The organism is Zobellia sp. OII3, from assembly GCF_002211465.1.
GTDB lineage: Bacteria > Bacteroidota > Bacteroidia > Flavobacteriales > Flavobacteriaceae > Zobellia > Zobellia galactanivorans.
The window spans coordinates 1,456,063-1,476,551 of the sequence record NZ_MWRZ01000001.1 but is presented as its reverse complement, the minus strand read 5'-3'; the positions used below and the strand labels follow the sequence as shown (position 1 = coordinate 1,476,551).

9 protein-coding genes are annotated in these 20,489 nt (G+C 42.3%); all 9 read left to right on the top strand.

Translation table 11 applies throughout. The annotated features are described in order from the left end of the window. The first annotated feature begins 74 nt into the window (after positions 1-74). The 9 genes from B4Q04_RS06090 to B4Q04_RS06050 all read left to right on the top strand — a co-directional run bounded on the left by B4Q04_RS06090 (position 75) and on the right by B4Q04_RS06050 (position 20,476). Positions 75-3,194, top strand: a complete 3,120-nt coding sequence (locus B4Q04_RS06090; protein ID WP_088696266.1) for a SusC/RagA family TonB-linked outer membrane protein — start codon at positions 75-77, stop codon at positions 3,192-3,194. Positions 3,195-3,215: 21 nt separating this feature from the next. Further along, entirely contained in the window at positions 3,216-4,754 is a 1,539-nt protein-coding gene (locus B4Q04_RS06085; RefSeq protein WP_088696265.1) for a RagB/SusD family nutrient uptake outer membrane protein, read from the top strand. A 155-nt stretch (positions 4,755-4,909) separates the two neighbouring features. After that, positions 4,910-6,436 carry a sulfatase family protein gene (locus tag B4Q04_RS06080; protein WP_088696264.1) on the top strand — a complete coding sequence of 509 codons (1,527 nt, stop codon included), beginning with the start codon at positions 4,910-4,912 and terminating at the stop codon, positions 6,434-6,436. Positions 6,437-6,462: 26 nt separating this feature from the next. After that, on the top strand, positions 6,463-9,828 hold the full coding sequence (locus tag B4Q04_RS06075) for a VCBS repeat-containing protein (protein ID WP_088696263.1): 3,366 nt from the start codon (positions 6,463-6,465) through the stop codon (positions 9,826-9,828). Between the two features lie 597 nt (positions 9,829-10,425). Continuing rightward, positions 10,426-13,545 carry a SusC/RagA family TonB-linked outer membrane protein gene (locus B4Q04_RS06070; protein ID WP_013993559.1) on the top strand — a complete coding sequence of 1,040 codons (3,120 nt, stop codon included), beginning with the start codon at positions 10,426-10,428 and terminating at the stop codon, positions 13,543-13,545. Positions 13,546-13,561: 16 nt separating this feature from the next. Then, positions 13,562-15,100 carry a RagB/SusD family nutrient uptake outer membrane protein gene (locus B4Q04_RS06065; RefSeq protein ID WP_088696262.1) on the top strand — a complete coding sequence of 513 codons (1,539 nt, stop codon included), beginning with the start codon at positions 13,562-13,564 and terminating at the stop codon, positions 15,098-15,100. Between the two features lie 178 nt (positions 15,101-15,278). After that, positions 15,279-16,754 carry a sulfatase gene (locus B4Q04_RS06060; RefSeq protein WP_088696400.1) on the top strand — a complete coding sequence of 492 codons (1,476 nt, stop codon included), beginning with the start codon at positions 15,279-15,281 and terminating at the stop codon, positions 16,752-16,754. 27 nt (positions 16,755-16,781) lie between these two features. Continuing rightward, entirely contained in the window at positions 16,782-18,587 is a 1,806-nt protein-coding gene (locus tag B4Q04_RS06055; protein ID WP_088696261.1) for a right-handed parallel beta-helix repeat-containing protein, read from the top strand. Next, a complete protein-coding gene (locus tag B4Q04_RS06050; protein ID WP_236630974.1) occupies positions 18,584-20,476 on the top strand; it encodes a right-handed parallel beta-helix repeat-containing protein in 1,893 nt (630 codons plus the stop codon). The genes B4Q04_RS06055 and B4Q04_RS06050 overlap by 4 nt, the downstream gene beginning before the upstream one ends. Positions 20,477-20,489: the final 13 nt, after the last annotated feature.

Here is a 20,489-nt window from a genome sequence, read left to right as displayed (position 1 = left end):
AACCATTTGTTATACTTCAAAACTAACTTCAAAACTATATTCGCCTTAATAACTCAAAACTCTCAAATGATCTTATGAAACACAAAAAACAATCGACCAAAAAACCTTTGTTGTTGCGGCTGGGATTATCCTTTTTAGGACTCCTTTTAGCTACCATGCAACTACACGCCCAAGATGACTCTATTAGTGGTACAGTTTCAGATGACACCGGAATGCCTTTGCCCGGTGCAAACGTATTGGTGAAGGGAACCACAACAGGAACCCAGACCGATTTTGACGGGAATTACACAATTTCGGCCCCCAATGATGCTATTTTAGTTTTTAGTTACATTGGTTTTTCAACTCAAGAAGTACCCGTAAATGGAGAATCTACCTTAAATGTTACTTTGTCAGAAGATGCAAGTAAGCTAGATGAAGTTGTCGTTGTAGGTTACGGCCAACAAAAGAGAGTAAACCTTACCGGTTCGGTAACTGCTGTAGATGAAGAAGCTTTGGAAGACAGAAACGTACAAAATGCGTTCCAAGCACTGCAAGGACAAGCGGCCGGTCTACAAATTTCACAAAATAGTGGAGCTCCGGGTAATGAAGGCCTTAACATTAAAATACGTGGTCTTAACTCTTTTGGCAGTAACAACTCTCCATTAGTATTGATTGACGGCGTAGAAGGTAATCTACAAGATTTAGACCCCTCTGTAATTAGTTCCATTTCTGTGCTAAAAGATGCTTCTTCAGCAGCTATCTACGGTTCTAGAGCTGCAAATGGTGTTATATTAGTGACTACCAAGAGTGGCGGTAACAACAACTTTAAGATTGAATACAGCGGTAGTGTGTCAACCGAGACCTTTACCAAGGTACCGCAAATGATATCCAATTCGGCAGATTATATGACTTTAATGAACCAGGCATTAATCAATACACCTGGAGCATCTGCCAATCCGTATCCTCAAGAAGTGATAGATGCTTACCGAAACAATCAAGGCAATCCAGCTTTTCCTAATACAAATTGGTTTGATGAAGCCTCTAGAACCCCAATTGTACAACGTCATGTTGTAACGGCTAGTGGTGCAATTGATGGCACCAGCTATAATATTTCTATGGGTAACTGGGATCAGCCGGGTATTATTCGCTCTTCAGGGTTTAAGAAGAATAACTTCTTTATGAGTGTAAAATCAGATATAGGAGAAAAGATTACCGTAGGAGGTACCGTATCTGGTGTAGCTTCAAAAACAAGTGGTCCTCAGCAGGCAGGCACAGAATCCGGCTTATTCAATTTATTTAGAGTTAGGCCAACTTGGGGTGTGTATACCTTAGATGGCACAGGACATTATTCAGGTAAAGCATTCTCTGGAACTGACACAGAGTTTCCTGGTTTTGACGAAGGATTTACTAGAAACAACCCTATCGCCGAGCTTGAAGTTCAGGATGGAGAGGTTTTAAATCAATATAACTTTAACGGAAACCTCTTTTTTGACGTTAAGCTTTCAGATGATTTGGTTTGGAGCACAAAAGGGGCTTATAAGTTTGATTATGACTACTATAAAAATCAACGTATTCAATATGACGAATACAATTATAGAACAGGCGAATACCTAAGAACAACTCGTGATGCTTCACAATTAACTATTGATAATACGTGGAGTAAGCAAACTACGTTATTCTCTACGCTGACGTATTCAAAATTGATTGGCGACCATGACTTTAAAGTTTTAGGAGGGTATAGCCAAGAAGGTTTTGATCGTAATTTCACTAGATCACAAAGAACTGGCATTCCAAATAGAAAAATCACTGATTTAGAAGGTGTAAATTCTGAAAATCAATTTACAACCGGTTTTTCTGAGAGTTGGGCCATTCAGAGTTTCTTTGGTAGAGCCAACTATAACTACAAAGAAAAGTACCTACTTGAAGCAAACGTAAGAGGAGATATCAGCTCACGTTTTGCTAAAGGAAACAGATTAGGTGTTTTCCCATCGGTATCTGCTGGTTGGAGATTGGACAAAGAAGATTTCTTTCAAGATATTGAAGCAGTAAGCGAACTAAAACTTAGAGGTTCTTGGGGGCAATTGGGTAACCAAAATATTGGTATTAATGTACAGGATGATGAATTAAATTCTGGTATATACCCTTACCAATCTACCCTATCTTTTGACCAATTTGGCTATCCTTTTGGAAGTAGTGTTCTTGCCGGAGTTGGTCTAAGAAGTTTGGTTGATTCTGATATTACTTGGGAAACTACAACTGTTACTGACTTTGGAGTAGATTTTAATATATTTAATAGAAAACTATATGGTTCTGCCGATTACTACGTAAAAGAAACCGTAGATATATTAAGACAACTACAAGTTGATGAAAGTAGTGGATTGGACGCTCCCGTAGTTAACCAAGGTGCAATGACCAACAAAGGTTGGGACATTGTTATTGGTCATGACAATAGTATAAACGAGGATTTGCGATACAGTATAAACGGAAATATTTCATGGTTCAAAAACCGTCTAAAAACTTTTGGAGATCCGGAGATACAGGACAGAAACATAAATGAAGAAGGTTACGCTTTTGAAGATTGGTACATGTGGGAAGCCGATGGCTACTTCCAAGATGAGGCAGAAATTGCAAGTTCGGCTACGCAACCTCAACCCGGTAAGGTAGGTTTCATTAAATTGAAAGACCAAAACAATGATGGTGTTATTGATGGCGATGACCGTATCCATATAGACGGTAGATATCCTGCTTTTGTGTACGGGTTAAATCTTTCTTTAAACTACAAAAACTTAGATTTTAGAATGTTTTGGGAAGGTGTAGAAGGTACTAAAAACTATATTGCCCGTGACCCTTTTAGACAAGATGGCGGTACGGATAAAGCATGGTTAACCGAAGCATGGACGCCCGATAACAGAAACTCTAGATTGCCTACGGTATATTACGAAACTGCAGAAACACGTAGAGCTACAGTATATAACAATTCTTTCTGGTTATGGGACACGTCTTATCTACGATTAAGAAATGTTACCTTGGGGTATTCTCTACCTACTGATGTATTGGACAAGACACCGTTCAACAGATTACGATTCTATTTTGCAGCAGAAAACTACCTTACCTTCCAAAAAGACTACCCTATTGATGTAGATCCGGAAGCTAATGGTGTAGATGCTTATCCATTTAGAAAAACATTAACATTAGGTGTAAACATGACATTTTAGTCAATCAAAAATATTATATAAATGAAAAAGACAATCTTATTACTCGTTCTATCCTTTCTGGGGATTACAATAAGTTCGTGCGAGGACGATTTTTTAGACAAGCAGCCCTCTTCTCAACTGCCTTCAGAAACTTTTTGGCAGACTGAGCAAGATGCAGAACTAGCATTGACTGGTGTATATAGTAATTTACAACAGAACATGTTGGCTATACGTGCTGATGGGGGATGGCCTCCAACAATCAAACCCAACTGGGACGCCCTAACAGATGATTGTTACCAAACATTCAATTATGGCTTTAGAGAATTAATTGATGGAACGGCAAGTCCTACCTCTGGCGGTAATAATGGTGCAATCGCACAACTTTATAATGTATGTTACAAAGGAATTCAAACCTGTAATTTCTTTTTGGCAAACATTGACCGGGTTGAGAATATTGAGGCTGATAAATTAAATGGATGGAAAGGTCAAGTAAGCACTCTCCGCGCATTTTTCTATTACAACTTAGTTACTACTTATGGAGAGGTTCCTCTTAGAATAGAACCAACTACTTTGGAAAATCAAGATTTACCAAAAGCTCCTGAGTCAGAAATATTCGCTCAAATTGAAAAAGACCTCATATTTGCTGCTGCCAACTTACCAGAAGCTCCTTACGGAGATGGTTATGTTGTTAAAGGGTCTGCAAATGCTTTATTAGCCAGAACTTACTTATATCAAGAAAAATATGCCGAAGCAGCTGTAGCGGCAAAGGCCGTAATGGACGGTGGTAGTTTTTCACTATCTACTAATTACGAAGACCTTTTTGTAGATGCGGGACAAGTTGATAACCCTGAAATTATTTTCTCTACAAAATACTCAAGTGCTCCTGGCGAATTTCAAGATAGAGGTACTGAAATCATGATAGGCTTTTGGGGAACTCTTAAGCCAACTGAAGATTTTGTTAATTCTTTTGAAGCTACTGACGGTTTACCAATAGATGAATCTCCTCTTTATGATGAAGCTAATCCTTTGGAAAACCGTGACCCTCGATTAAGTAAAATAGTACAAGTAGGGGAATGGAATCCTGAAATTGAGCAAAAGACCTTATCGGGTTTTGGTTTGTTAAAATGGACAACCCCACAAACAAGGGCTTCCCTAGTACAGAATTTTACAGAAGGCACAGACTATATCCACATTCGATATGCCGATGTTTTATTGATGTATGCCGAAGGTAAAATAGAATCCGGTAGTATTGACACCTCTGTTCTTGATGCCATTAACGAGGTAAGAGCAAGAGCATATGGTGTTGCAGTAGGAGATACAGGTTCTTACCCAGCCATAACTACTACAGACCCTGGCGAACTTCGTGAAGCTGTTCGTAACGAACGCAGATACGAATTTGGTTTTGAAGGTTTACGTTATTTTGACCTGAAGCGTTGGGGCATAGCAGAAGAAAAACTAAACGGTTTTTACGATCCGCATGTAGATGCCAATAGAGTATTCCTTCCAAAACATTATAAATGGCCGTTGCCACAAAGTGCAATTGACAAGAATGATGCTCTTGAGCAGAATCCTGATTACTAATAGTCTTTATTACATGAGAACAGTAAGACATCTGTTTTTATTAAAATTGTTGAGCTAGTTTTACCCTAAAGCCAGTTGACAAAAAGGTCAACTGGCTTTTTTATATCGTTCCCATAAATTAATAGTATTTTCAATCTTCCTTTAACAGTTAACTCATGAGAATTCTAAAAAGAAAACTAGTCATACTTACCACACTCTTTGAATTGGCGGTAACCTTCCAAACTTATGCCCAACAACCCAACATTGTAATCATTTATGCCGATGATATGGGCTATGGTGATTTGCAATGCCAAAACCCCAATTCAAAAATACCCACCCCGAACCTAAACCAACTAGCTTCCGAGGGTATGCGTTTTACCGATGCCCATAGTTCTTCCGGAATTTGCTCGCCCAGCAGATATGCCTTGCTCACGGGCACGTACCACTGGAGAAGGCAACATGGTATCGTGCAATCTTTTGGACCTCCCTTCTTTAACGAATCGGATCTTACCCTTCCCGAAATTCTAAAAACCAATGGCTATAAAACCGCCGCTATCGGAAAATGGCATTTGGGTTGGAACTGGAAATTCAAGAACGAACCTACGGGCGAGGTAGTGCAATGGAACAAAAAACGAAAGTTCTACAAACCCGAAGATATCGATTGGAGCGAACCACTTACGGGCGGCCCATTAGACCAAGGTTTTGACTATTATTTTGGTGATGGCACCATCAACTTCCCCCCTTACGCATGGATTGAAAATGACAAATTTGTTGAACTTCCTAGGGAAGTAATGGATGTACATAACGTAGGCTTTGATGTCAACGAAGGTGAATGGGAATTTAGGCCCGGCCCCAAGGTTAAAGGCTGGAACCCATACGAAGTACTTCCGACACTTACCAAAAAAACCGTCGCCTACATCAATCAGCAGGAGGCGGACAAACCGTTCTTTCTTTACTTGGCCCTTCCTTCCCCCCATGCCCCGATTATTCCGAACGAAGAATTTATCGGCAAATCAAAAGCAGGCCCCTATGGCGACTATATGTTTCAAACCGATTGGGTTGCCGGTCAGGTTATGAAAGCCTTAAAGGAGAAAGGTCTTGACCAAAACACCATCGTTATTTTCACTGCGGATAACGGTCCGGAAAAATATGCTTTTAAACGTGCCGAAAAATACGACCATTTCAGCATGGGTGATTTTAGAGGCCTAAAACGCGATGTTTGGGAGGGGGGCCACCATGTACCCTTCATCATTAAATGGCCCGGTAAAATCAAGGCGGGAGCCGTTTCACAAGAGGTAATATCACAAGTGGATATCATGGCGACCCTGGCCGAAATCACAGATGCCCAGCTTCCTGAAAATGCAGCTCCCGACAGCTATAACCTATTGCCCCTCCTCAAAGGAAAAAAATACAAAAGCCCGTTACGCGAGGCTACAGTTCACAACACCTTCGATCATGTATGGGGACTTCGAAAAGGGAAATGGCTTTATATCAACAAACCTTCGGGAGAGCATTCCAAAATGCCAGAAACCTTTAAAAAATTAAGAGCTTATACAGATTTCGACACGCCTGCATTGCTGTTCAACATGGACAAAGATGCCGAACAGAGAAATAATATTTTTGAGGCGCACCCCGAAGTAATTCAGGAAATGGCCACGATTTTAGAAACCTATCGCAAAAAGGGGTATTCCGTAAAACGATAAAAACACTTTTACCATACATCAAACACATGCCCATATTCTCGTTTACATCTATAAGACCCAAGGTGTTCGCCTTGCTGGTAGTGTTCTTTATTTCTTGTCAAGAAAAGCGAAAATCGGTACCTCAACTTGAAAAAAACACGCTTTTCCAAGAGATGTCCGACAAAACTACGGGTGTAAGTTTCGCCAATACCGTAAAGGCTTCCAAAGAGTTAAACCTGTTCTCCTACATGTATTTTTACAATGGTGGCGGGGTCGCCGCAGGGGATTTAAATGGCGACGGACTCGATGATCTTTATTTTACCGGCAATCAAGTCAAAAACAAATTGTATCTCAACAAAGGTAATTTTAAGTTCATAGACATCACGGAAAAATCGGGTACCGGCGGTGCAGTAGACGCTTGGTATACGGGAGTAAGCTTTGCCGATGTGAATGGGGATGGAAAAATGGATATTTACGTGAGCCAGATTGGAGAAATTGCAGGAAACAACGGACGCAACCTTCTTTTTATCAACCTAGGAAATGAAGCCGACGGTACCCCAAGATTTAAAGAGAGTGCGGGTGAAATGGGTCTGACCGTAAAAGGGGCAACCACCCAAACCGCCTTTTTCGACTATGATTTGGATGGTGACCTAGACGCATACGTTATGACACACTCTAATTTTAATGATGGAGTACTTCCTCCCGCGGAAAAACGTTTGATCTCAAGTCCGTATGGCGATAAGCTATTTAGAAACGATAGGGGGAAATTCACCGATGTCACCGAAAAATCAGGAATATACAGTAGTAATCTAGGTTTTGGCTTGGGCATTAGTACAGCTGACATTAACCAAGATGGCTATCCGGATATTTATATCGGAAATGATTTCTATGAAGATGACTACCTATATATCAATAATGGAGACGGCACATTTTCAGAAGATTTGGCTTCCCATATAAAACACACTAGCCGATTCTCCATGGGCAACGACATTGCAGACATAAACAATGATGCCCTACCCGACATTCTTTCTTTAGATATGCAGGCCTATGAGCCGGAAATTCTAAAAGCTTCCCATGGTGAAGACTCCTATGCTATTTTCAATTACAAACTATCGTTTGGGTACCAACACCAATACGCCCACAACACCCTTCAACTCAATAGGGATGGAAAGCATTTCAGTGAAATAGCAAGATTAGCGGGAATTGAAGCTACAGATTGGAGCTGGTCTGTTTTGGTCAATGACTTAGATCTGGACGGAAGTAAAGACATTTTCATCACCAATGGCATTTTCAGAAGGAGCAATGATATGGACTATATGCAGTTCTTGTCAGGCGATGAAGTGCAAAAACAACTGCGTTCCGGCAATTACGACTTCAGCCAAGCCCTAACGGACAAAATGCCCAGTTATCCGTTACAGAATTTTTTCTTTAAGAACAACAATGGCCTTAGCTTTAAGAACACATCAACAGAATGGGGCGGCACCAAAAAAGGATTCTCAAATGGCGCAACATATACCGACTTGGATAACGATGGTGATTTAGACTTGGTCGTCAACAACCTTAATGCAAAAGCTTCTATCTTAAAAAACACCACTTTAGAACGAGACAGCCTTAATAAAGGCTACCTACGAATAAGGCTAAAGGGAAAATCTTTAAACTCCTTTGGTGTTGGTGCCAAGGTCACTTTAAAACACAAAGACCAACTACAGTATCAAGAAATGCTGAATACCAGGGGTTACCTTTCCTCCACTCCTCCCTATCTTAATTTTGCCGTAGCCAAAAATACCCGCATAGATACCGTTTTGGTGCAGTGGCCCAATAAAGAACAAACACTTTTAACGGACGTTGGCTCAAATCAAGAATTAATCATCGAACAAGCAAATTCCCCAAACTTTGAACTCGGCACCGAAGAGGCGAATACATCTATTTTTACCCCAATACCGAGTAGCGAACTAGGAGTCGATTACAAACATCAAGAAAATCGATTTTATGAGTTCAATAGGGAGCATCTTATTCCCCATATGAATTCCACTTGGGGGCCGCCTATTGCTGTGGGAGACCTTAATAATGACGGTTTAGACGATTTTTTCGTTGGCGGGGCACAACACCAATCACCTAGGGTTTACCTCCAACGATCAAATGGAAAATTTGTGATATCCGCACAGCAAACCCTTCAAACCGATGCCGCTTCGGAAGATTCTGCTTCAGAACTAGTGGACGTAAATGGAGACGGGCATTTAGACCTTATTATAGGTAGTGGCAGCAACCAAGAGATTAAACCAGAGCCTAAAAGCTTGACCCGGCTCTATATCAATGATGGTAAGGGCAAGTTTTCTAGAAGCCAAAATTTCCCTGAGATATATACAACCGTATCGGATTTGGCCGTATCGGACTTTGATAAAGATGGAGACAACGATATTTTCATATCCTCAAGATCCCTCCCCGGAAAATATGGTTCACCAGCAGATTCCTATTTACTCATAAATGATAGCAAAGGAAATTTTACACTAGATGTTCAATCAAAAAAATATTTCGATAAATGTGGGATGGTCTCTTCCGCAAAATGGGCCGACTTAGACGGTAACGGATGGGAAGACCTTATTTTAGTTGGTGAATGGATGCCCATTAAAATATATTACAACCAAAATGGAAACCTTAGCGAAGCAAACCCAGAGATAAATGCATTGCAATTTTCAAATGGTTGGTGGGGCACGTTAGAATATGGGGATTTTGACAATGATGGGGACCTTGATTTGGTTGCCGGAAATCTTGGGTTAAACTCAAAATTAAGGGCTGCCCAAAAAGAACCTGTACAGATGTACTATGCCGATTTCGATAAAAATGGTTGGCCCGAAGGGGTCACCACTCACTTTATCGAGGGAAAAGAACATGTATTTTCCTCCAAAAGCCTTCTAGAGAAACAAATGGTGTACCTACGTAAAAAATTCAACACCTACAGTGTCTTCGCCCAAGCAGACTTTAAACACATTTTTACACCAAAAGAATTACAGAACGCCAAGACCTTAAGAGCGTATGAATTCAGAAGTTGTTTCATTGAAAATCTTGGGGGTAAAAAATTCAAACTTACTCCCCTACCTACCCTTGCGCAATTTTCTACGGTAAATTCCATTCATAAACTTGATTATAACCAAGACGGGAACTTAGACCTATTGCTTGGAGAAAACTTCTATGACGCCAATACCGAACTAGGACGATATGACGCAGGCTATGGAACGCTTTTAAAGAACATGGGAGGTGGTGATTTTAAAGAAATACCCATTTCCCAATCAGGATTGCTATTGGATAAACAGACCAGACATATCAAAACTTTGACCAGCAAAAGTTATGGCGAGTTAATGATGATAAGCAACAACAACGATAGCCTTCAGTTTTATCGCACTTCTGCCCAATAGAACTGGCGCACTATAGTCCTATCTGTTTTGTAACGTCACAACTTGGTTATTATATACAAGAAATACAGTAATAACAGACATTTTGTATGGAAACGTATGATTACCCATTCCTGAAAAAATATGGGGAAAGTCGATTTCAAAATATTCCCGTTAAAAAAAGGGGCTGCCGTGGCAGCCCCTTTTCGTTTACCCCCTAACCGCTTCCGATTACACTTTGGTTTTTATTCCATTTTCTTCTTCAATATTGCAATCGACCCCATTATTCTTTTGTACGCATAAAACACACACTTTAAAGTGTTTGACCCTATACAGAATCCGAGACCGACCGATTTCCCCCCTCAAAAAAAACGGAACACCCCCTCTCCGGAATATTTGATTTACAGACAGATACAAAAAAATACACTCAAAAGACAAAACCTCTTTTATTTATAATATTTTCACTAAGTTTCACATATATTTAACTTTTTTATTAAATAATTAACACGTAGGCTAAAGATTTTCCGTCGATAAAATAGACGATATTTCTGAAACAGACTGAAACCAAACCAACCATCCATCTTTATTTTAACATTTTAAAATCAACTTAAAAGTTCACTTATGAAGCGAGATCAACTATTTATTAATTGGAAACATACGCTTAGGATAAGCGTATCATTCTTGATGTTATTTCTTATAACATCAACTATTTATGCCCAAGACACTACCGTTAGTGGTACGGTGGTAGACCAAACCGGTTTACCCTTACCTGGGGCCAACATCTTGGAACAAGGAACCTCAAACGGTGTCACTGCCGATTTTGACGGAAATTTTTCCATAACCGTTAAAAGCCCCAATGCCGTATTAACGGTATCATATATAGGGTTCTCAACACAACAAATCGCCACACAAGGCCAAAAAACCCTAAAAATAGTGATGCAAGAAAACGCTGCAGGGCTAGATGAGGTCGTGGTAGTAGGTTATGGTACACAAAAGAAAAGCGACCTTACCGGATCGGTAGGCTCTATTTCCGCCAAAGACCTACTCAAGGCGCCCATTACCAAAATCGGGGCAGGTCTACAGGGAAAGATCAGTGGGGTAAATATTCAACAAACCACGGGAGCACCAGGTCAAAAAATGAAAATACGTATCAGAGGGGGAAGTTCCATAAACTATGGCAACGAACCTTTATATGTAATCGATGGCTTTATAGGGGCCGATATTTCAACCATCAACCCTAACGACATCGCCACTATAAACTTTCTAAAAGATGCATCCGCAACAGCCGTGTACGGATCAAGAGGTGCCAATGGCGTGGTCTTGATAACAACCGTCGCCCCGAAGGAAGGGCCCTTAAAGGTTACTTTCGATTCCAATATCTCCATGAGTTCCATGGTCAATAAATACGAGATCTTACCCATCGACGAAATGGCCGAACTTATGAACGAGCAACAAGCTTCGCTCAACAAATCCCCTTACTTTTCAGCTGAGGACATTGCCGGTTTTAGGTCTAAAGGCGGAACCGACTGGGTCGACCTTATCACACGCCAAGGATATAAACAAAACTATTCCTTGAATCTTACGGGCGGCTCTGAAAATTTAAAATACTTTTTCTCCGCCAACCATTTAAACGATGAAGGCGTTATAAAAAATTCATTTTATAGAAGAACTTCCATCCGTTCCAATATATCAGGAAATATTGGAGAACGTATCCAATTTAAATTTAACACCTATGGAACCCATATCGAATCCCAAGCCAATGGAAGGGGTACGGGCGGTACGGCAAACCCAATCGGTAATGCCGTGATATTCCCCCAAATGTGGGAGTCGCGTGACGCCAACGGTGAATTTATAGATGGAACCACCTATAATGGATATAATGGGGCTTTTCTTGTGGGAAGACTCATAAACCCCGAAATGCAGGTTAGGCAAAACCAAGAAACCCTCAATGATAAGATCACTTCCAACATTGACCTTAACATTGATGTGGCCAACCATTTGACCTTATCGCTAAGTGCCGCCGGAAGCCTCTCAATGAATTATCACGGTCAGCGAACCCTACCGGACTTTATCAACATAAGTAGAGACAACATTACCGCACAACAAGCCTACGGCAGAAACAATAGCTGGTTGGCCAACAGTATTCTTACCTATGAAAACAACTTTGGCGATCACAACCTGAAAATATCGGGCGTATATGAGTTTTCAAAATCGATAAACCGAAACAATACGGCCACCGTCGGCAATCTTTCCACCTTAGCCAACGAATGGCACCTTTTGGCCAATGGCTCTCCCTCGTCACTTAATTCAGGCTATGGTACAGGAAAACTCCGTTCGTATATGGGACGTCTTAATTATAGTTTTAAGGACCGTTACCTACTCACAGCTTCTATGCGTGCAGATGGATCGTCTCGATTTAACGCCGACAACAGATGGGGTTATTTTCCCTCAGCTGCTTTTGCATGGAGGGCTTCCGAAGAAAATTTCCTTAAAACCTCCGACTTCGTAAGCAACCTGAAATTTAGGTTAGGTTTCGGTTCCGTGGGGAACCAAGCGGTCGGTTATGGAACCATTCAACAAACATTTGCAGCTTCCGATAGTGGAGACGGACGTAATTATGGTTGGTACCAATTAGACAATGGGGAATCCGTTCAAGGGGTCGTGCCCGGCTCTATTACCGATAAAGATTTAAAATGGGAAACCACCACCTCCTATAACGCCGGTATCGATTTCGGTATTCTAGACAATAGGTTAACCGGTACCATAGATGTCTATTCAAAAAAGGCAACTGATGTCATCATCGCTAAATCCATACCCCGATATACCGGTCAATCCTCCATTACCGACAATTTTGCCGATATAGACAACAATGGTATTGAAGTGGGCCTTAATTGGAATATCGTGAGCAAAGATGATTTTCAATGGAGTGCGTACGCCAATTTCTCAAAAAACAAAAATATCGTTCAAAACCTAGGCCAATCGGGAGGTGAATCCGTAGAAGAAATTTTTATCGCCAATGAAGAGCCCATTGGCATATGGAGCTTAGTTGGGGGCAATAATAAATTCATTGTAAGAAAAGGTGAATCTATGGGCTCGTTCTACGGATTGAAGGCCATAGGTATTTGGCAAGAAGATGAGGCTGTAGAAGCCGATTCGTATAGCTCCAGACCAGGTGAAGTGCGCTATGAGGACATAGACAACGATGGAGCCATATCGGCGGAAGACCGACAAATTATCGGTAACGCTTCTCCCGATTTTACGTATGGACTTGGTACAAGCATCGCCTACAAAGGCCTCGACCTTTCCATACAATGTATTGGAACCGTAGGTAATGATATCTATAATTGGACGGACAACAGGTTGAACTATGGTATTCTTTCAACGGATTACAGAAATAGGTGGTCACCTACCAACACCTCATCTACCCAACAGGTGATGCCTTATGGAACGGACTACTCCCTTACCTATGTCGTAAGCCAGTATATCGAAAAAGGCTCCTTCTTCAAGATCAGTAACATGACCCTTGGGTACAACATACCCGATAATACAACCGACGCCCTAGGGCTCAGTAGTATCAGGCTATACGTTAGTTCAGACAATATACTGACTATCACCAATTATTCTGGTCTAGACCCTGAAGGTTCGAGTACGGCACTATCCAGTGACTCCCAATCAGGTGTCGATGCCTTTTCATACCCATTAACAAGAACTATTTCCCTCGGACTCAAAGTAAGTTTTTAATCAAAAAACAAAGAAAATGAAACGAATTTATAATACATATACAGTACTCTTTGCCTTCATTATCCTTCTAGGATTTGGAAGTTGTGAAAAGTTAGACGAAGGATCGGACGGGGTAGTTGCCTCATCGACGTTCTATTCGGACGAAAACACATTAGATGCCGGTATAATAGGCATCTACGGCACCCTACGTAGAAATACTTGGGGCTTAGATAATTATGCACATTTCACGGGTGCGGATGACCTAACCTCAAGATTGGGCAGCAACAAATGGGTCGTTCTTGAATCGGACCAATTTGCAAGGACTGCAGGTAACTCGTGGGCTACCAACGATTACAATGGGAACTATCAAACCATTCTGGCCTGCAATAGCTATATCGCCGATGCCCACCCAGAAGGTGTAGAGGAATCCGTAATAAACGCGGCCCATGCCAACGCCTATTTTATTAGAGGCCTGTGCTATTTCAGACTTGCAACAAGTTTTGGCGATGTGCCTATGCCTTTGGATCCCGTTCCAGACCTGGAAATTCCATTAACCCCTATGAGAGAGGTAATGGCCCAAGCCATCAAAGATTTTGAGTTCACCATTAAATGGGCCGTTAACGAGAGAGATTCCAATCCCACGATATCGAACGGTAGGGTTTCAAAAACTGCGGCCAAGGCCTTCTTGGCGAAAACATATATGCAGTTGACCGGCTATCCCTACAATGAAGCGGATAAATGGGAGCAAGTAAAACAACTGACGGGTGAAATTATTGCTGACGGCGTTTATTCCCTAACCGATGATTTTGCCTATAACTTTCAAGATCCCCATCAGATCAACAAGGAAGTCATTTTTGCCCATATTATGTCTAAGGAATCTTGGCCAATAATTACCCAAAACAGGGTATATGGTTACAGATGGGCCAACTGGATGGACTTGTACATGGAGTGGACCTATTTTAACAATTTCCCTGAAGGCTACCGAAAAGAGTTTTGTACCGCTACAGAGGGAAATCAGTTCTTTGAAGAATTCAAAAACCCTATAGTCACCAAGTATACCTGGGGTACACCGGCCCCCAATTCAACCGATCCCCTTGACCATGTCGTTGAACATACATGGGAAACCTCCAACGACCGTATTGCCATGCGTTATGCGGAAGTTTTACTAATGCATGCCGAAGCCGCTGCAAATACAGGAGACCTAGCTACCGCCTTGGAAGAATTGAACAGGGTCAAAAGAAGGGCCTATGCCAAAGGAGCGACCAAACAAGCCGAAGTAGCCGCCTTGGAACCCGGATTTTGGATGACTCCCGACCCGGCCATCGACTATACACTTGCCGAACTTTCAACTCCCCAGTTGATGATCGATGCGATCGTTAACGAAAGGGCCTATGAATTCTTAGGGGAAATTAGCGGCAACCGCTGGTTAGACTTGGTCCGTTTAGAAAAAGTTGCGGAAGCGAATGCTACGCGTGATGCAAGGGAGGTTCCCTTAATCGGAGATCCCGCCGACAAAAACCTATGGTTTACCCCTATTCCCGCTACCGAAACTACACTAAACCCTAACCTAAACTAAGGCCTTAGCCTTCACCCTATTTAGTCTAAAAGTCATTCCTTTCATCGGGAATGACTTTTTCTCTATAACCACATTTGTACTCCCAAATACATTTCATAAACCCTTGCATACATAGAAATCAAGAATATATATCTACTTTGTACGGCAATGCCTTATGTTTCAAAATCAAAGACATACCATGACCTCAAAACTTTTTACCCCAGTCCTTATCTTTCTTTTACTATTTGTTGGCTGTACCACCAAAGACAAAACAAAAGACCTTGCTAAAAAAGACGCGAAAAACACATCGCCCAACATCATTCTCTTTGTTTCCGACGACCATGGCACAGATGCTATCGGCGCCTATGGAAACAAAGTGATCAAAACCCCCAACCTAGATCAACTGGCCGCCGAAGGTGTACGTTTCAACAATGCCTATTGCACCAGTGCAAGCTGTGCCGCCAGCCGATCGGTTATACTCACCGGTCTCTATGGGCATGCTACCGGCTCCTACGGACATGTACACGACTATCATCACTTTAGCAGCTATGACAATGTTAAATCCCTGCCCGTCCTACTGGAAAAAGCAGGTTACGAAACGGCTCGAATAGGAAAATACCACGTTGCCCCCGAATCGGTTTACCACTTTCAAAAAGTATTGGAGGCCGACCCACGGAATACCGTAGAAATGGCCGAGAAGTGCAAGGACGTCCTTAATTCCGAAAAACCTTTCTTTCTCTATTTCTGTACAGACGACCCCCACCGTGGCGCCCCCTTTCAATCGGACCCTTGGTACCTTCCCAACAGTTTCGGCAATAAGAAAGAAGGATACGAGGGCGTAGAGACCGTTACCTATGACCCCAAAGATGTGGTCGTACCCGATTTCCTTCCCGACAGCAAGGAAACCCGAGAAGAAATAGCACAATACTACCAAAGCGTTTCAAGAATAGACCAAGGTTTTGGAAAGCTCATGAAAATGCTAAAAGATACGGGCAAGGACAAGAACACCGTAGTCATCTATATTTCAGATAACGGCATGGCCTTTCCCGGTGCCAAGACTACCGTTTATGAGCCGGGCATTAAATTGCCCTGCATTATAAAAGACCCTCTGGCCGGCCTGAAGGGTGGTTCTGTCAACAACGCCCTTATATCGTGGACCGACCTTACTCCCACCATCTTAGATATGGCGAACGTCAGCTATGACTCCAACGCCTTTCATGGTAAATCGTTCAAAAAAATACTCGCCGAGGAAAACCCAAAGGGATGGGATGAAATCTATGCCTCCCATACCTTCCACGAGATTACCATGTACTACCCCATGCGGGTAGTCAGGGATAAAAACTTCAAACTTATCCGCAATATCGCATGGCGTCAAGAATATCCCTTCGCATCGGATCTTTGGGCCGCATCTACTTGGCAGGAAGTATACCGAAGCGAAAAAGAATACTTTGGAAAACGCAAGGTCAAAGACTACCTCTTCAGGCCTGAATTTGAATTGTTCGACCTGTCAAAAGACCCCAGTGAAAGCCATAATTTGGCGGATGACACAAATTACAAAGACGTTCTAGAGGCCTTAAAAGTCAAAATGAAAGCTTTTCAAAAAGAGACCAAAGACCCTTGGCTCATTACATGGGACCACGACAATTCTTTACAAGGCACCGGAGTTAACCTCTAAGCACAAAACCGACATTTTTTTAGATCTATGAAATCAACACATGTATTCGTAATATTCCTTTTAGGGGTATTCCACCTTACGGCACAACAAACCATTCAATTTCAACCCGATGCCGAAGATATGACCCCCGTGGTCCGTAAAGCCTTAGAGAATGTGAGCGATAAAAACCTGACCTTGGTTTTTGAGACAGGGGTTTATAAATTTTTACCAGATTATGCCACCCAACGATATTCGTATATCACCAATCACGGCAATGGATTAAAGAATATTATTTTTCTGTTGGAGGATTTTGATTCGGTTACCATTGAAGGCAATGGGGCCGAATTTATCTTCCACGGCCAAGTAGCCCCTTTTCAGTTCAAAAACTGCAAGAAAGTCACGGTAAACGACCTCAGTATAGACTGGGATATCCCTTTTACCTTTCAGGGTGAAGTAGTTGCAGTAAACGAAAAGGAAGGCTGGCGTGATATCAAGCCCTTCACCGAGGGCTATTCATGGAAACTGAACAACGGGCGGATCCTTTTTCCCGATATAGACGGCTTCGTCTTCCCCGAAATGGGAAGCACCTTGGCCTTTGACCCCGAATACAAGCGGGTGGCCCATGGCGCTTGGGACATGAGCAGTAGACCACGTTGGGTTGAAAAACGCCCCAATGGAACGCTTCGTTTTTACGAACATTTAAAGCAATACCCTTCTGTAGGCTCCATCCTCCATTCAAAGGGGGACCATGACCATAACCGATATGCCCCGGCCTTTCAGGTGACCTCGTCACAAAACATCCTCCTAGAAAACATAAAGGTCCACCACGCCCTTGGAATGGGCTTCTTGTTCGAACGAACCGAAAACATTACAATCGACAATTGCGGCGTGTATGTACGAGAAGGGTCTGACCGTGTGGTCTCGACCATTGCCGACGCCACACATTTTGCCAACTGTAAAGGTGATATCCTTATAGAAAACTGCACCTTTAAACACATGCTTGACGATGGTACGAACGTACATGGCACCTATGTGGTCGTCGACCGGATCATTGACCAACGGACGGTAAGGGTAGCGCTCCAACATTTTGAGCAAATGGGATTCGAATTTGCCGCTCCCAATGATGAAATCTGGTTTATACACCAACCGGACCCCAAAAGAGGTTCGGTTCATACCGTAGCTTCGGTATCGGTAGTAAACGACAAGTATATCGACCTTTCCTTTAACGACGGACTCCCCCCGGAATTGGCCGTAGGCGATATTCTGGAGAACAAAACCTGGAACCCTACCTTCACCATGCGCGGCTGTACCATTAAAGACCACAGGGCCCGAAACATTGTACTGAAGACCCCTTTAAAAACGGTTATCGAAAACAATAATTTCTCTTCTATGATGTCTTCCGTTTTCTTTCGCGGAGAAAGCTTTTTCTGGTTCGAAAGCGGCGCGGTACAAGACGTACTCATACAAAACAACAATTTTGAATATTGCGCCTATAGTGGTATGGAACACGCCGTTCTCTATATTACCCCACGTCTAGGCAAGGGCTTTGACCAAAATATTCGCTATGACCGAAATATCCGCTTCGTGAACAACCGTATACAGACCTTCGGAAACCGTATCGTATGGGCCGATCGGGTAGACGGATTGGAGGTCTCGGGCAATACCATTATTCAAACCAAGGATGCCCCCGAGCTATACCCGAACGCCCCCATGTTCGAAATCACCAAGGGCAAGGCCACTAAGATTATAAAGAACAGTTATTCGGGCACAAACGAAAACATCATCAAAAGTGATCCGACCTCGACCAAAACACTGCAAACAAAAAACAATAAAGGCTTTAAAATCAAAAAATGAAGAATACATCTCCCTATAAAAACCTTATCGCCCTAACCCTATGTCTTGTGGGTATTATGGGATTTTCACAATCGGCATCCCTCAACGAAAAAGTACTTTTTAAAACCGATATTGCCGATGATGCCACCCCTGCCCTTCTAGCACGGATACGTCAAGCAAAAGACCATCCTATTTCCGAAATAAAATTTGAAAAGGGCACCTATCACTTTTATCCCGATAAGGCTTTTGAACGCTTTACCCGCATCTCGAACCATGACGACGTAATGGCAAAAACGGCCTTGCCCCTTCTCGGTTTTAAAGACCTCGTAATTGATGGTCAAGGTTCTACCTTTATTTACCATGGCAGAATGATCCCTTTCTTAATTGAAGGCTCTGAAAACATTACGGTGCAGAATGTTACTATAGATTGGGCCATGCCTTTTCACAGCGAGGGTACTATAGTAGCTAACGACGAAAAAAACAACACTTTTGACATCCATTTTTCAGATGAATATCCGTATGAGATTAGGAATGAACAACTCATCTTTCTAAAAGAATACTATGAGCACGACCTTGGCCAGTCCATTCTATACGACCCCATAAGAAATGCTATTGCCTTTGACACAGAAGCGTACACACCCATCACAACGATACGTAATTCAAAGACGCAGCGCAACTTCGATAAAATAAAATACAAATACAAAGTTGACCCACGCTCTAAAGTAGAAAAAGTAAGGGGCAAGGAAGATAATTTAAGGGTAAAAGAGATAAAACCTGGTACCGTTCGCATATACAATCACAGAAAAAAACTGCCGCCCGTAGGCATGATCTTGGTCTGTAAAGGCGACCAAAGCTTAAACCGGTTGGCCCCTGCCTTCCGTATAACCGGAACCGACGGTTTTAACGCAAATAACGTAACGGTAAACCATGCCGGCGGTATGGGCCTGATCGCCGAAAACTCATCGGACCTCATCTTAGATGGTTTTCATGTAAAACCCTCCCATGGTAGAATGGTTTCCACCTCTGCAGATGCCACCCATTTCGTGGGATGCCGCGGGAAAGTGGTACTAAAGAACTGCACCTTCAACAATCAGTTGGACGATGCTACGAACGTACATGGCACCTATCAGGAAGTAGTGGATATCTTAAGCGAAAACAGCATTGGGGTCAGAATGGGGCATGCACAGCAACAAGGCTTTCCTATCGGCACCCCAAATGACACCATAGGCCTGGTTCGCCTGTCCGACTCCTTTTTTGCCTATGACCACTTGACCCTGAAAGCCATTGAAAACATCAATGGGCGGTATCAGATCGTTACTTTCAATGAAAAGCTTCCCGCTACCCTAAAAGTAGGTGACCTAATCGAAAATTTGGAAGGCTACCCCGACCTATTGGTCCAAAATTGCAACATTAGCCGTAACAGGGCACGTGGATTATTGATTTCCAACCCTAAGAACACCTTGATAGAAAATAATTTTTTCAGTACCGAAATGGAAGCTATCTTAGTACCTGTAGAGAGCAGCCATTGGTTCGAGTCGGGCAATGCCGCTAATTTGGTCATCAGGAACAATACCTTTCAAGACAACCAACACAGTGGGTTCAATAGAGGGGTCATACGTTTCGTAACCGATGATGACAATGATAACATTGCCTTTAAAAATATTGAGATCACGAACAACACCTTTAACCAATTCGACAATCTGATCCTTGAGATTTCAAATGTAGACGGATTATTGTTCGAAGGGAATAAAATCACCAATTCGGGAACCTTCCCTATGCTACATCCCGAGAATCCGGCGATAAAGGTGAAAGCCTCTAAAAACATCGTGTTCAAGAAAAACGGTTACAAGGGCAAGGCCAAGCCTATCTTAGAAAAAGACGACAGCCAGCCTAAGTTGAAGTTCAAATAAAACAACACTACAA